Origin of the sequence: Streptomyces sp. NPDC004647, from assembly GCF_040609575.1 — a bacterium.
Lineage (GTDB): Bacteria > Actinomycetota > Actinomycetes > Streptomycetales > Streptomycetaceae > Streptomyces.
This window is the reverse complement of record NZ_JBEXKU010000063.1, coordinates 31,501-46,352: the sequence shown is the minus strand read 5'-3', so window position 1 is coordinate 46,352 and position 14,852 is coordinate 31,501. Positions and strand designations below refer to the sequence as shown.

The 14,852-nt window shown below is 66.7% G+C and carries 11 protein-coding genes and 4 pseudogenes; 8 read left to right on the top strand and 7 right to left on the bottom strand.

The window, feature by feature from the left end; all coding sequences use genetic code 11:
- The coding region (locus ABZW18_RS25095) for a trypsin-like serine protease (RefSeq protein WP_356191257.1) at positions 1-992 on the bottom strand (992 nt) is incomplete at its 3' end.
- Between the two features lie 33 nt (positions 993-1,025).
- Here ABZW18_RS25095 and ABZW18_RS25090 point away from each other — a divergent pair.
- Both ABZW18_RS25090 and ABZW18_RS25085 read left to right on the top strand, forming a co-directional pair.
- A pseudogene (locus ABZW18_RS25090) lies at positions 1,026-1,700 on the top strand (HD domain-containing protein); the annotation flags it as partial.
- Between the two features lie 68 nt (positions 1,701-1,768).
- Positions 1,769-2,716, top strand: coding sequence for a DUF4192 domain-containing protein (locus ABZW18_RS25085; RefSeq protein ID WP_356191254.1), 948 nt, complete (start codon positions 1,769-1,771; stop codon positions 2,714-2,716).
- Positions 2,717-3,153: 437 nt separating this feature from the next.
- Here ABZW18_RS25085 and ABZW18_RS25080 read toward each other — a convergent pair whose 3' ends face one another.
- Positions 3,154-3,708 carry a hypothetical protein gene (locus tag ABZW18_RS25080; RefSeq protein ID WP_356191252.1) on the bottom strand — a complete coding sequence of 185 codons (555 nt, stop codon included), beginning with the start codon at positions 3,706-3,708 and terminating at the stop codon, positions 3,154-3,156.
- A gap of 382 nt (positions 3,709-4,090) precedes the next feature.
- A pseudogene (locus ABZW18_RS25075) lies at positions 4,091-4,327 on the bottom strand (class I SAM-dependent methyltransferase); the annotation flags it as partial.
- 374 nt (positions 4,328-4,701) lie between these two features.
- On the opposite strand from ABZW18_RS25075, the gene ABZW18_RS25070 reads away from it, so the two are divergent.
- Entirely contained in the window at positions 4,702-5,880 is a 1,179-nt protein-coding gene (locus ABZW18_RS25070) for a hypothetical protein (RefSeq protein WP_356191249.1), read from the top strand.
- A 45-nt stretch (positions 5,881-5,925) separates the two neighbouring features.
- Here the strand turns inward: ABZW18_RS25070 and ABZW18_RS25065 are convergent.
- Positions 5,926-6,031, bottom strand: a pseudogene (locus ABZW18_RS25065) (DUF4916 domain-containing protein); the annotation flags it as partial.
- 4 nt (positions 6,032-6,035) lie between these two features.
- Here ABZW18_RS25065 and ABZW18_RS25060 point away from each other — a divergent pair.
- The 5 genes and pseudogenes from ABZW18_RS25060 to ABZW18_RS25040 all read left to right on the top strand — a co-directional run.
- Positions 6,036-6,188 (top strand): annotated as a pseudogene (locus ABZW18_RS25060) (DDE endonuclease); the annotation flags it as partial.
- Between the two features lie 1,090 nt (positions 6,189-7,278).
- Complete coding sequence (locus ABZW18_RS25055) at positions 7,279-9,630, top strand: arylsulfatase (RefSeq protein WP_356191246.1); 2,352 nt, start codon at positions 7,279-7,281, stop codon at positions 9,628-9,630.
- A 605-nt stretch (positions 9,631-10,235) separates the two neighbouring features.
- A complete protein-coding gene (locus ABZW18_RS25050) occupies positions 10,236-10,661 on the top strand; it encodes a potassium channel family protein (protein WP_356191243.1) in 426 nt (141 codons plus the stop codon).
- A gap of 37 nt (positions 10,662-10,698) precedes the next feature.
- Complete coding sequence (locus tag ABZW18_RS25045; protein ID WP_356191240.1) at positions 10,699-10,821, top strand: hypothetical protein; 123 nt, start codon at positions 10,699-10,701, stop codon at positions 10,819-10,821.
- A 114-nt stretch (positions 10,822-10,935) separates the two neighbouring features.
- Positions 10,936-11,334 carry an SHOCT domain-containing protein gene (locus ABZW18_RS25040; RefSeq protein ID WP_356191238.1) on the top strand — a complete coding sequence of 133 codons (399 nt, stop codon included), beginning with the start codon at positions 10,936-10,938 and terminating at the stop codon, positions 11,332-11,334.
- 230 nt (positions 11,335-11,564) lie between these two features.
- Here the strand turns inward: ABZW18_RS25040 and ABZW18_RS25035 are convergent, their stop codons facing one another.
- The 3 genes from ABZW18_RS25035 to ABZW18_RS25025 form a co-directional block, all read right to left on the bottom strand.
- Positions 11,565-12,875 (bottom strand): protein kinase, encoded by a 1,311-nt coding sequence (locus ABZW18_RS25035; protein WP_356191236.1) that lies wholly within the window; start codon positions 12,873-12,875, stop codon positions 11,565-11,567.
- 241 nt (positions 12,876-13,116) lie between these two features.
- Positions 13,117-13,869 (bottom strand): ABC transporter permease, encoded by a 753-nt coding sequence (locus ABZW18_RS25030; RefSeq protein WP_356191234.1) that lies wholly within the window; start codon positions 13,867-13,869, stop codon positions 13,117-13,119.
- A gap of 11 nt (positions 13,870-13,880) precedes the next feature.
- A complete protein-coding gene (locus ABZW18_RS25025; RefSeq protein WP_356191231.1) occupies positions 13,881-14,843 on the bottom strand; it encodes an ATP-binding cassette domain-containing protein in 963 nt (320 codons plus the stop codon).
- Positions 14,844-14,852: the final 9 nt, after the last annotated feature.

Genomic DNA, 14,852 nt, shown 5'->3' with positions numbered 1-14,852 from the left:
CCCAGCCGCCCTGGCGCGGTTGCCAGCTCGAACTCCTTGTCCATGTCGTTCGTGCCGGCATGCAGCGTCACCACATTCGGCCGGTATCTGCGCACCGGGCAATAGGCGAGATCGGCGATCTCATCGATCCGCTTGCCGGGATGACCCTCATGGTCGATGTCCGCGAACGTCCCATCTCGCTGTGTCCCGACGAAATCCATGGTGCGGCCCCCGAGATTGAGCTGGTCCCACAGCTCGGCCCGGTAGCCGGAGCCGGTGGAACTGGCCACGCCGGCCGTGATCGAGTCGCCCAACGGCATCACCCGCAGGGGGGTGGGCGGCGTCGGCGCGGGCTTGATCCCGCTTACCCTCTCGATCCAACCAGCGATGAGGTAGGTGGGAGTCATGTCGACGTAGGTCTCTTCGTCGCCCTGCGCAACCACTCCCACCACCTTGCCGCCGTACTGAATTCCGCCGCCGGAATCACCATGGGAGGCTACACCGCTCCCCATTTCATCCAGACGCTCAAATTCATGTACCACGTCGCCGGTGACCCTCATTGTGGCGACCTTCAGCTCGGGGGAGAGATCTGGGAGAGAGGGATCGGGTCTGCCCCAACCGCGAACGGCCACGCTGCTCATTTCCGGCGCGAAGTCCGCTGTGTAGTCGACCACGAGCTCATTGCGAGTGGAGGGTTCGGACAACTCGATGAGTGCTGCGTCCTCGGCGACGGTTCTGGACACCGATTGGGTATCGCGCCGCTCCCCCTCCCCCAAACGCCGGTCACCGATCAGGACATTCGTGTCTTTGTCATCCGTCACCCTTTTGAAACAATGCTTCGCGGTCAGGACCCACTTCACGTCGATCAGGGTTCCGGTGCAGATGGTTTTGCCAAAGTGCTGTACCTGCACCTGGCCACGGAGCTTGGCAGCGGCGGTGCCTCCGACGATGGCGTGCGCCCCCGGCGCGGTGGCCACTGTCAGGCCGAGCAGCGTCGCCAGCGCCAACAACACAGCCGTTAACGGTCTTCTCACGTATTTGCTCCTATGTCCTCGTTCGGTGTCGTTCACGGCATCCTGGCATGGCCCAGACAACGAGGACTGGTCTTCCGGGGTGAACGGCAAGCTGACTTGGCCACGTCGTCGTTGGTCAGCTCCCGGCGGGCAGCTCGTACGGCGGGCGGGCCCTTCGTCACACCGGATCGTCGTCCTCACCTCCGGCGGCCGGGTCGCGCAGGGGCCACGGGCCGCCGCCGGAGACCAGCTCCTCCACCGGCGTTGTGTGCAGGTCTTCACGACATCGGGAAGCTCTCCGGGTTCCAGTACTGCGATGCACGAGCGCGGGCGCTGTTGAGCGAGTCGCTAACCAATGATCCGGGGCGGATCAGGCTAGAGCGGATGGGCCACGACGTCGCAGGAATGCACGCCGCGGCGACTGTGCTCGCGGCTCTCGGGTTCGAGGCTGGCGGGACCTCCGTGAAAGGGGCGGTGCGCCGGGTAGCGGAGGTCATCGGCGGGCACCACGGCCGGTTCCACGAATACGTACCGATCCATCCCCAGAACCAGGATCTGCTAGGCGGTCCTGCGTGGGCGAGGCAGCGGCAGGCGCACGCGGGTGCGGTGTTTGAAGTGTTGGGCGCTCCGCTGCCGCCGGAGTACGTCGAGGCGCCAGCCGCGGTTTTGATCACGGGGGTGGTGATCCTGGCGGACTGGCTGGTCAGCCAGGAGGGCTATCTGCAGAGTCGGCAGCGCGGCCTCGACTCCTCCTTGGAGCGGCACTTCGCGCAGTCGTGTGCCGACGCCGAGGGTCTGGTTCGCGAGGCCGGTCTGCTGCCCGTGGAGCTGGAGCGCAAGGATTTCGCGGAGACGTACGGCATCACCGGGCAGCCGAATCCGCTGCAGCGGTCGATCACCGAGGAGTTGACCCAGCCGACGAGACCGCCGAACTCCTTCGGCCCGTGAACGACTGGATCATCGACGCGCTCGTCGAACACCGCGGCGCCCCCCAGCAGAGCATTGGCCTCGTCGCAGGTCGCTGGTGGGCGTTCACATGCGAGTTGCCCGGCTGCTGCGAAGGCGAACCGCTCCCCGCCCTCGACGACCCCAACAGCGCCGCCGCGCAACTGATCCAGCTCGGCTACGCACCCGGCCGCCGCACCAGGGAGATCGTCAAGGAGTTCCAGCCCATCGACCCGGAGCACGCCCCTCACCAACTCTCGGCCCTCGACAACGAGGGCGCGGCCTACGCCGCCCAATGCGCGGCGCCGGAAGGGCAAGACGCCGCCCTCGACGCCACCCACTCGCTCCTCGAAACCGCGATGCGCGACTTCCGCGCCGGAGCAACCGAACTCGCCGACGACATAGCCGCCCGGCTCATCCACGGTCTGCACGACGACTGGGCCCGAGACCACGGCCTCGAATTCTCCGAGGACGACGACCTTCCCTACGCCCGGCGCCTCTGGGCATTCCTCGCCCGCCGCTGCATCGCGCCTCACACCAACGCAGCCGTCCCGGCCCTCACCCTGCTGGCCTGGGTCACCTGGCGGCAGACCGACCTCCCCACCGCGCGCCTCGCGCTCAAGAAGGCCCTGACCACCGACCCCAGCTACGAGCTGGCCGAAGTCCTCCACGGCGCCATCAACAGCAAAGCCGACCCCCAAGGACTCCTCGCCATCGCCCGCAACGCCCGTGACGCACGGATGAATCGCGCCAAGCGCACGGACAGCCACACGCACTGAACGGCTCGGCGGCCCCGGCATCAGCCGGGGCCGCCCCGATCCGAAAGACGGAAGCATGACCGCACCACCGAAGCCGTCGGCGCCATCGCACGACCGCAGCATCCACGCCGGCGCCCCGCCCGACCACGGAAGGTTTGGTTACAGAGTGACTTCGCGCATGACTTTGATCTGCCCGATAACGGAATCAGCGGCAACCGTGTAGGAGTGTGCCGTAGCATCCGTGGGAATCAGACTCGGAGAACTAGGCATCCCCACGCCTCCTTGTGTTCCGTAAATGACTTCTCCAACCCTCAGTAGCTTTGCGACATTGTCGCCAACTACAAGCCATCGAAGATCCCCGGTTTTCTCTGCGAGTTGCTGCCCTGCCTTCTTGTTGCGATTTCCCCACCGCGGCGGTACCACCCCGGCTTGGCTACAGGCCGCTTCGAACTCGGATTTCACCTTTTTTGAGCAGCATCTACAGCAGCAAATTTTGGCGGCGGCGTGATCCAATACCCAGTGATGCCCTTCCAACTCAGCTCCCTCTTGAGCTTGATTACCTGAATGGGCTGCACCGCAGATAGCGCGCGTTCCCGTTCCCGCTGCCGCTTCTCTTCCTGTTCCCGCTGCCGCCGCTCTCGCTCTTCCCGCTGGCGCTGCTCTTCCCGCTCTCGCTCCCGCCGCTCGCGCTCTTCCCGCTCCTGTTGCTCCCGGTCCCTCCGCTCCCGTTCTTGTCGCTCCCGTTGCTCTTCCTGCTGCCTCTGCCGTTGCTCTTCCTGCTCCCGTTGCTCTTCCTGCTCCCTCTGCCGCTGCTCTTCTTGCTCCCGCCGCCCCTCCTGCTCCCGCCGCCCCTCCTGCTCCCGCCGCTCATCCTGTTGACGCTGCTCTTCCCGCCTCCGCTCTCTGCGCCATTCCACAGAACCCGCGAAGACCAAGATCAATAGAGCCGCTGAAATTACCCACCATTCCGTACCGTCCGGGACTTCGATCAAGCTAGTGATCACGTTGACCACGGAACTCACAATCACCGTGGTTAGAACCCAACCACCGACTACCGACGATCGCCTAAGCTCACTCATTTCCCCCCCAGCGCCGACCTCGAACGCCTGATCGAGGTCGGCTCTCTTGTGACTCACTGCCTACACATCCCCAGGTATAGCGATTCGCACGTCGCCAGGAGGACGCGTGGCCAAACCCATCCATGACGAAGACAGTGAGCAAGTCCGCTCCGGGACACGAAGCTTCGGATGAATCAGGACCTTCGTGCCGCGAGTGCGACCTGGCCGTTGACTCGCCGAGGCTGGAGCAGCTGGTGCTGTGACCGGGAATGGTCGTCGCCGGGTTGCCGGGAGGGGTGGTCGGCGGGTCATGCCGTGGTGACGCCGCCGTCTTGGACTATGGCGCGGACGGGGCGCGCTGTGCGGTGAGCACGGGCTGGTAGTACCCGCTGGAGGCTGGGGTGTGCCAGGTGATGTCGGTGAAGCCGGCGTCGGCCACGAACCTGGTCACCTGCCAGCCGGTCAGTGCCCAGTAGGTGGTCCGGCGGACTCGGACCTTCCAGGTGTCCGCTGCGGGGATGAGCTGGAAGTGCTCCAGGTCGTAGTGTTCGCCGTCCTCGTGCCAGTGCCAGAGCACCCTCGCCGAGGATGCGGACATGAATCCCACGCTAGTGCGTCGTTGCCGGGGCTGGGCGGTCAGGCTGGGGCGGCGTCTGATGCTCAGGCACATTCGGTCCTACCAGCGGGGACTGGGACGCGTTACTGACGTTGAAAGCATGGTGTCGGCGGGGCTGACGGTCCATGATCCCTGCGGGATGCCGACTGTATGAGGTATGCCAGGCTGCGGCGGCACCAGTCGGGCGGCTTGCTCGACGACAGCCCCGCGCGGGCCGACCTGGGCGCCTTACCAGACTGACCGGCGCGCGGGCCCGGAAGAGCGAAACAACGCCGGGCACGCCGGTCGCGGGGCCATGCTGCTCCCAGCGACAAGAGCGGGGGGCGGGGAACGTGCAGGCGATTCTGGCCGGGGCCGTACTTCTGGTGTGTCTGAGCACGCCGCTGATGGGAGGGATGCAGCCGCCACGGCTGAGGTCGAAGCGGCTGACACCCGAATACTCGGTAGGGGCGCCGTTGGCGGTGGGGCTCGGCTCCTGGGCGATGTGGGTGCTGATGTTTCCGGTGCTCCGCGTCGGCTTCACCGGCACCAGGAACACCTGGATATGCGTGGCGTTGCTCGTGCTGTGCGTACTGGTCGCCCGGCCGATGGTCCGGATGGTGGCGCCCGCGCGGCTCAAGGGGAGCCGAATGCTGGTCGCGGCACGCGCGGTGGGCCTCTGCTGCGTCGTGGCGGGCGTCATGACACCGCTGGACGCGGAGGTCGACAAGCAGCCCACGGCCGGGATGACCGTCATCTACGCGACGACCGCCGCCGTACTGGGTCTGATGCGGATCGTGGACCACGGCTACTTCCCGCTGGTCCTGCTGTGGACGGCGCTGTGGAAGGCGCTCCTGGCCATCGTGACCGGGTACTGGATCCACTACACCGGCGGCACCCTCGTCCCCGACCCGGACGACGCCACCGCCGGGACGCTGCTGCTCGCCGTCCTGTGGTGGTCGCTGGTGGGGCTGTCCGCCGGCTGCGCGGTGGCCGCGGCCGTCCGCCTGGTGCGCTGGCTGAGGACCGGGCCGCCGGCCCGTCCCGCGCCCCCCGGAGTGACGTCCTGGCCACCGGCCGTCGGCAGTGTGTGGACGGCCGAGCTCACCCACGACGACAACACCTACAAAGAGCGTCCGGTGGTCGTGCTGGAACGCACCCCGGGCTTCGTCCGCGTGCTCGGCATCACCAGCGTCGACAAGTCCGACCGGCCGCGCGGCTACCTGAAGCTCCGCCTGTCCGAGTGGGAGGGCGTGCTGAAGAAGGACGGCTGGCTGAACCTGGAGATCGCGCACGTCCCGTACTGCGACTTCCTTTGGCGGCGCGGGGAGTGCCCGGACCGAATGTGGGACGTTCTGTGCACGAAGGCCGACGTGCGGGAGCGGTCCGCGAAGGCAGGACCGGCCCCGGGGTTCACCTTCCGGCACCGGCTGCGGTCAGCGATGAACGCGCACGTCGGCCGTGACGCGCGCACGGTCCGCGCCGGCGCCGACAGCCGGGTGCGCTGGGTGTGGACGCGGGAGAAGGTCTGACCCGAACCGCCGCCGGACCGTGAGACGCCTGGGAGGGGCCGGCGCTCAGGACACGTGGCCCACGTGCGCCAGCGCCTGCTTCAGCAGCACGCCGTGGCCGCCGGGCATCTCGCTCTGCACGGCCGGGGGACGCGGCCTCCTGCGGGCTGAACAGCGTCTGGTCCGTGCTGCGGCGTACCACGTTGGCCAACCGGGCCCCCGACGACCTGATCACCACTGTCCGGCGCGAATTACGCCAGTTCCAGTCCCGCCACGACGTTCTCGACGGCTGCCTCGCCGGCACCGGCCTCCTCCGCGATCCCCCCTGACGACATCACGCATTCAACCGCAGTAGTCTGTGAGCAAGCGTCTGACCTGCTGAAATGGTCATGGGCTCCGTCCCGGGTTCAGGGGCCAGAGCCGGTTTCCACCTCGAACGATCTGCGGTGCTCAGCGTTTCGCGGCACAGCACCGACCTGGGCAGTATCTGCTTCGCCCTGCACGGACGCTCTTGAGGGCCTCCCCCATGGGAACGTGGTGGGAACACAAGGACACACAACGATCGAGAAGGACCAGGAAAGAGCTACCCGATGTGCTCCGCCTGCGGGGCTCTGACCTGCGCAGAAGCGCCAGGAATGAGAATGGTAATGAAGGATCAATGAGGTTCTTGCCATCCTTGTAAAGCGAAGGTCGTCGGTTCGAATCCGACAGTCGGCTCCAGCCCCGAACAGGGAAAACGCCCCGGACTGATGGTCGTCCGGGGCGTTTGACATCCGCGGCTGACATCAACGAGGGCAGTCAGCCGCGATCAAGGCGCCGTTTCAGCAGTCGGTCCATGTGGCTGATCGCTTCCCGCTGGGTGTCTTGCACGACGTGCGTATACACGTCCACGACACCGGCCAAACCCGCGGAGCCGACCTCACGCGGTCATGCCCATTCCGCACGGTTCAATCCGGCGATACGCGTGCAATTTGGGCGTCTCTCCCGACGCATGTAGCTGGAGGCAAGACACCCATCGCAACCTGCGAGACGCCCTCCGCCCGGTGGCAGCCGCCCCTGTCGACGCCTAACGTGGATCTCGTGGGCACGAGGATCGGGCTGGCAGCCTGACCAGTGCAGCGGCTGGCCGCAGAGCTGGAAAACGGCTTACGGCACGAGAACCGCTTGAGCGTATTCACTCGGCATCGCGGGTCGAATGCGACCGCCCCGCACGTTGAGTGCTGCGATGGGACCTCGGCGCATTTACTGCTTCCTTGCAGCGCACGGCCGGGACGCCGTAGGCGGCTTCGGGAGCACCGGGCCGGGGTGGACGAAGCGCCACTCTGGTGCGGAGGGCGCCGACCCCCGCCAGCCAGCCCAGTTCACCGGATCCGTCTGCCAGATCGACAGTCAGGACCGGTGGGAAGGAGCGCCGGACTGATGCCGGTGATCGAATACCAGCCAGGAACCGCCTTCCCGGGAGTCATGGGGCGGACCACAGAAGTATCCAGCCCGGCATGGCCCGAGCCGGCGCGGGCAGTACCCGGAGCGCCGAACGTGCTGTTGATCGTGCTCGACGACACGGGCTTTGGGCAGTTCGGCTGCTACGGAAGTCCGATCCGGACGCCCAACCTCGACGCACTGGCCGCGGGTGGGCTGCTGTACAACAACATGCACACCACGGCGCTGTGCTCGCCGTCGCGTTCGTGCATCATCACCGGCCGCAACCACCACGCCAACGGCATGGCGGCGGTCGCCGAGATGGCCACCGGGTACCCGGGCTACAACGGCAACATCCCATTCGAGAACGGGTTCTTGTCGGAGATGCTTCTGCTGCACGGATACAACACGTACATGCTCGGCAAGTGGCATCTGATGCCTTCGGAGCAGGAGTCTCCAGCCGGCCCCCACGACCGCTGGCCGCTCGGCCGCGGCTTCGAGCGGTTCTACGGATTCCTGGGCGGCGACACGAACCAGTGGTATCCGGAGCTGGTCTACGACAACCATCAGGTAGAGCCTCCCGCGTCCCCTGAAGAGGGCTACCACCTGACCTCTGACCTGGCGGACAAGGCGATGGCGTTCATCTCCGACGCCAAGCAGGTCGCACCCGACAAGCCGTTCTTCATGGACTTCAGCACCGGTGCCACCCATGCGCCGCACCACGTCCCGCCGGAGTGGGCAGACCGCTACCGGGGCCGGTTCGACGAGGGCTGGGACGCCTACCGCGAGGTGACCTTCGCCAACCAGCAGAGGCTCGGCGTCGTGCCGGCCGATGCGGTGCTCTCCGAACACGACCCGGACGTCCCGGCCTGGGACTCCCTCTCCCCGCAGGCACGACGTCTCGCTGCACGCATGATGGAGGTCTACGCCGGTTTCCTCTCCCATACCGACCACGAGATCGGACGGCTGCTGGAGTTCCTCAAGACAACCGGTGAACTTGACAACACCCTGGTCATGGTGGTCTCCGACAACGGCGCCAGCGCGGAAGGCGGAGTGACCGGCACGACCAACGAGGCACAGTTCTACAACAACGCCCCCGAACCGATTGAGGACAGTCTCAAGGCGATCGACGGACTCGGCGGCCCCACCATGTTCAACCACTACCCATGGGGCTGGACATGGGCAGGCAACACGCCGTTCCGGCGCTGGAAACGGGAGACCTACCGCGGCGGCGCCAGCGATCCGTTCCTGGTCCACTGGCCCCGTGGCATCAAGGCACGCGGAGAGGTGCGAACCCAGTACGCACACCTCATCGACATGGTCCCCACCGTGCTCGACGTCCTCGGTATCGAACCGCCCGGCACCATCAAGGGCGTCACCCAATCCCCGCTTCACGGCGTCAGCTTCGCCCACAGCTTCGACGACGCGTCCGCGCCGACCCTGCACCGCACTCAGTACTTCGAGATCCTCGGCCACCGCGCCATCGACCACGACGGATGGCGTGCCGTATGCCCCTGGCCGGGCCCCTCCTACGCCGAGGCCGACCAGCCCTTCGGGACGCCCATCACGGCTGAGAAGCTCACCGACCTGGACGTCAATCACTGGGAGCTTTACCACGTCGACGAGGACTTCGCAGAGACCCAAGACGTCGTCGCCGACCACCGCGACAAGATGCTGGAGATGGTCTCCCTGTGGTACGTCGAAGCTGGCAAGTACAACGTGCTGCCGATCGACGGCAGCACCCTCGCGCGGATGATGACGGAGCGTCCTCAGATCACCAAGGAGCGGACCAACTACACCTTCCGTGCCGGTACCGCGTCGCTTCCGGCGTCCGTAGCCCCCCGAGTGCTCAACCGACCGCACAGCATCACCGCCGACGTGGAGATCCCCGCCGACGGCGCCGAAGGCGTACTCATCAGCCAGGGAACCCGCGCCGGCGGCTGGAGCTTCTACATCAGGGACGGCAAACTTCACTACGTCCACAACTACGTCTGCCGAGCCTTCTACACTGTGGACTCGCCGGACCCGGTACCCGCAGGCCGCCATGAGCTGCGCTTCGAGTTCGAACCGACCGGCGAACCCGACATCGCCGCGGGCAAGGGCACACCGGGCCGAGCCGAGCTCTACATCGATAGCCACCGTGTGGCGGAAGCCGAATTCCCGGTGACCACCCCTGTCATGTTCAACCCGGGCGGTATGACATGCGGAGCCAATCCAGGCCCGTCGGTCACGGCCGAGTACCGCTCTCCGTTCCGGTTCACCGGCACCCTCCACAGCGTGACGGTCGACCTCTCGGGCAAGCTCATCAGAGACGCTGATAGCGAGATGCGGATGCACTTGGCTCGCCAGTAGCCCGAGTCGAGTTCTGACAGGTGTGACTGTGTGGCCCAGCTCCTAGTCCTCCGGCGTGGCCTTCCCCGCCCGCTTCGCCCGCGCGACGCGGCTGGCCACGGTCGTCCCGTTGATCGCCAGGTACTTCCGCTAGTTCCGTGTGAACGCGCTGGTTGCCTCCTTCTACAGGTCGGCGAAGGGCTGCACTCTGATGTCGACGAGGCCACGCCGGGCGGTGCCAACCCAGGAAGTGAAACGCCAGGTCGGACGCGCCCGGACTGGGCCGCCGCTGTCACGGCCGACGTAAAGACCTTCGCCACTGACCGCCACGAGCTACTCGCGCCTCAGAGTGGCGTATATGTACCTTCAGATGGCGATCTTCGCCCCTGTCCAGTCTGAACGTTGTATCGCTGTGTAGCGCCTGCGCCGGAGCGGGTCGTCTCGCTGCGGCAGCAGTCCTCTGAAGCGGAGACGAACCTATGGAGAAGCCTGATCCCCGGGGCGAGAATGGCACGGGCCGGGAATCGCGGCCGTCCCGGTCGGCCGCGCGCCGCCTGGCGCTGTTCGCGGGGATCCGGTCGGTCGTCACAGCGACTGGCTGCGTCCTGGCGTACTACCTGCTCCCCATGGACCAAGCTTTCACTGGAGGTACGGCGGCGGGCCTCGTCGTCGGCTTGATGCTCTTGGCGTTGCTGTTCGCCTGGCAAGTCCGAATGATCACACGGTCTGCTGCCCCTCGTCTGCGGGCCGTGGAAGCCATCTCCAGCACAATCCCGCTGTTCCTGGTGTTGTTCGCGTCCACTTACTACCTGATGGAGCGCGGCAGACCCGGTAGTTTCAGTGAGGCGCTCACCAGGACGGACGCCTTGTACTTCGCGCTCACCGTGTTCAGCACCGTCGGCTTCGGCGACATCACCGCCAACACCCAGGCAGCGCGCGCGGTCGCGATGGGGCAGATGGTCGGCAACATCCTGATCGTCGCCCTCGCTGCACGCGTGATGGTCGGAGCTGTCCAGGCCGGACTGCATCGACGGGACACAGACGAGGTGTGACGGGCGCTGCGCCCAGGAAGCGCCGCACAGAAGCGTCGTGGGCGGAGTGCTGAACGGCGGGGCGGGCAGGGCCGCCAGTGCCGGCCGGACCAACAAGGGCCTGCTGGCCGCCGCCTTCCGGGATGAGCCTGAACGGCTCTTCCTGTCCGTGCGGCCATAGCTGTATGGACTTACTCCAGGGGTAAAAACCATCCACTACGGCAATATCGCCCGAAAGGGACATTCACCTGAAAGTGCAATAGAGTAGAAGAATAAGCACCATTGGGAGGAAGTCATGGATGCAAATGTGCTCTTGGCGTACGACTATCCGGTGCTCGGGGTCTTCTTGACCGTCTTGTTCCTCGCCGTGGGGGCGATGTGGCTGATCTTGCTGTTCCGGGTGGTCGCCGACATTTTCCGTGACCACAGCATGGGTGGGCTCGGGAAGACGGCCTGGCTGGTCTGCGTGATGTTCCTGCCGTTCCTCGGTGTCTTCATGTACCTCATCGCCCGCGGCGACAAGATGAGCGAGCGCGAGGCCCGACGAGAAGCCGTACAGAGTGTGAGCAGCCGCTCTGCGGACCACCCCAGCGCCCAAGACTTGGACGAATTGGCCAGGTTGGCGGACCTCAAGGCGCACGGAGACCTATCGGACGCGGAGTACGAACGCGCCAAGACAAGAATCCTGCACTGAGAGAGCGCCTCGCAGGTTGATGTCCGTTCTCCGCATGGCTCGGGTGAGGTCGTGCGGACTCCCCGAATGACTCGTTCGGCGATCATGTTCGTGGTCGGTGCGAACACCGGCGCACGTGTCATCACGAGACCGCTTTGATGCCCGTCATCGAGGGCCGTGCCCCCCTGGGGCTACAAGGGGGCGGGGGCAGCCTGCCGCTCAACGCCCTCGTTCCTGCTCAGGCGGCACAGTTAGTCGTCGTCATCCCCATGGTCGCCGTCGTTGTCCTCGCGCCCTTCGTGTTTCCACCTGTTGTGCCGATCTCCCTTGTCCTCGTTCTCTTCCAGCACCTCGGCCGGCAAGCCGGTTGGGGAAGCGGCGGGAGTCACGGGCTCGGAAACAGCCGGGCTCGGAGATCTGGAAGTGGTCGGAGCGGGGTCTGCGACCTGGGACGATTTGTCTCCGGGGCGAGCCGATCCGCTGCTGTCAGGGGAGAACCAGGCCATGCCGAGCAGGGTGGCGACCACGAACGCGCCGATCCCGGCGACCACACCCGTCAGCAATTTGTGCCGACGTATCTGTGGCCGTATGCGCAGGAGGAGTTGCGGCTGTGTCCCCGGCGCGGCGTACTGGCCTTCCCGCGGAGCACGGTGCCGGGAGGCGCCGACCGTCGGCTGAAAGGTGGTCTTTGGCAGGCCGTATGTCGTTGCCGCGTCCGGTCCGTCGGGTGTGGTCATCCGCTGGGTGTCGCTGCCGCGCCAGGCTGGGCCGGCGAACCAGTCGGCCACGTCCTGTGCGCTGGGACGGTCCTGGGGGTCCTTCGCCAGCATCCTGAACAGAAAGTCCTCGAAGGCGCGCGGGATTTCCGGGCGTCGCAGGGAGAGACGCGCGGGTTGGGCGTCGACGTGCATGTAGAGGACGGCTGTTGGGGTGTCGGCCTGGAAGGGCGGATGGCCTGCCAACAGGTTGTAGAGGACACAGCCCAGGGCGTACACGTCCGAGCCGGGTCCGGTGGGCTTGCCCAGCGCGCGTTCCGGAGCGAGGTAGAGGCTTGTGCCGACGATCTGGCCTGTGCTGGTGAGCGCGGCGGAGGCGTCGTCGACGAACCGGGCGATGCCGAAGTCGCTGATCTTCACCGTGCCGTCGGCGTCCCGCATCAGGTTGCCGGGCTTGATGTCGCGGTGGATCACGCCTTGGCGGTGGGCGGCGGAGAGGCCGGCGGCGGCCTGGGCGGCGATCTGGGCGACGCTCTGCGGGCCGAACACTGCACCGGCTGCCAGGTCCTGGGCCAGGCTGATGCCCTCGACGAGCTCCATGACGAGGTAGAAGCGCTCGTTCCAGCAGCCGAAGTCGAACACGGTCACGACGTGGGGGTGGTTGAGGCGTGCGGCCGTCTGGGCCTCGAGGCGGAAGCGCGCGCCGGCCTGCTCGTCGGTTTCGCTGCCGAGGAGCAGTTTCACCGCGACCGGACGGCCGAGCACCTCGTCCGTGGCGCGCCAGACCTCTCCCATTCCGCCCCGGCCGATTGCCGTGTCCAACCGGTACCGTTCCGCCACAAGCACCCGCGTACCCTCCCTCGTTGTTCGATCAAGTCAGCTCGAAGCCGCGGGGCTGACTTCCCGGACGTCGTCGTGGGGGGACGGTAGTGCCGCGGCGACCTCAGCGTACAGACCTCGAGGAACGCAGCGGACCGTCGGCCGGGCGACGGGTGGCGTGGGGTGTCAGTCTCCCGACAGCCGCTGGCGACGATGGGGGCGCCGAGGCGCCCCCATGTCGTTACCGACCGCCCGGTCCGTGCCGGACTCAGGCGTTGTACTTCGCGAAGGTCCTGGTGCCGACCCCGAGCGACGCCGCCACCAGCGCGACCACCACGGCCAGTCCGAGCAGGACCGGCTGGGAGGTGTAGTCACCGGCGAACAGATCACGCATGGCGTCCACCGCGTACCGGAGGGGGTTGAACTCCGAGACGGTCTGGAGCCAGCCCGGCGCGAGGCTCATCGGGAGGAGGATCCCGGACAGCAGCATCAGGGGCAGGGCGATGCCGTTGAGGACAGGGGCGAACAGCCACTCGGAGGAGAGCTTCAGCGCCAGCGAATAGGACAGGGACGCCAGGCTGACGCCGAGCAGTGTCATCAGCGCCACCCCGGCCAGCACTCCGGTCAGGGGTGTGCGCAGCCCGAACAGCATGCTGATGAGCACGATGATGACCGACTGGACCAGCAAGGTCAGTACGTCCCACAGCACCCGCCCCAGCAGCAGACCGAGCCGGCTGGCCGGGGTCACCCGCAGCCGCTCGAGATAGCCGGAGCGCACGTCGGGGATCAGACCGAATCCGGCGTAACCCGTGGCGAACAGGCCCAGCTGTACGAGCAGGCCGGGGATGTAGATCTGCCAGGCGGACGTCCCGTTGCCGGGCAGCACCTGGATCATGACCGGCCCGAACAGGGCCAGATAGACGATCGGCTGCACCAGACCGATGAAGACACCCATCTGGTTCTGCACCGAGGCCGACGCCTCGTCGCGGAAGACGATCATTGCGTCCCGGAACGTGTGCACCCCTGCTCCCTTCAGACGTGGGCGCCATCGGCAGCGTGCTGCGGACGGCGGTCGGTGATGGCCATGAAGACGTCGTTGAGCGAGGGCCTGAGGACGCGTACGGACTCCGCCCGGATGTGGGCCGAGTCCAGTTCCCGCAGCAGCGAGGTGAGGCTCTGGTCGGCGTGCCGGCAGGTCACCGACAGCACCATGCCGTCGCCTGTCACGTTCTGGACGTCCGGGTGGGCGGCCATGACTTCGCTCGCCTGTGCCACCTCGCCGGCCACCTCGACCTCGATGGTGTCGTGAGCGATGGCCGCCTTCAGCCGTTCCGGGCTGTCCTCGGCCACGATGCGGCCGCGGTCGATGATGAGGACCCGGTCACACAGGCTGTCGGCCTCGTCGAGGTAGTGGGTGCTGATGAAGACCGTGGTGCCGTACTCGTCGCGGAGCCGGCGGATCTGGTCCCACAGCCCTATCCGGCTCTCCGGGTCCAGGTTCGCCGTGGGCTCGTCGAGGAAGAGTAACTGCGGCCGGTGCACCAGTCCGAGCGCCATGTCCACACGGCGCCGCTGGCCCCCGGACAGGCTCTGGGCCTGACGCTCGGCCAGCTCCTTGAGGCCGAGCTGGGCCAGCACCTCGTCGGCCCGGGTCTCGGCCTCGGAACGGGACATGCCGTAGAGACGCGCCTGGAGGATGACGTCGTTACGGATCACGGAGCCGGGTTTCGCGCCGCCCGCCTGGGACGTGTACCCGATGTGCAGCCGGACCTTGGCCGGCTGCCGGAGCAGGTCGCACCCCGCGATGGTGGCCGTCCCACCACTCGGCTTGAGCAGGGTGGTCAGCATCCGCATGGTGGTCGTCTTCCCGGCGCCGTTCGGGCCGAGGAACCCCACGATCTCTCCGGGAGCGACATCGAAGTCGACGCCGTCCACCGCCTGTACCGGACCTTGCTTGGTGGAGAAGCTCTTGGCCAGTTCCCTGACATGGATCATGGATTTGTG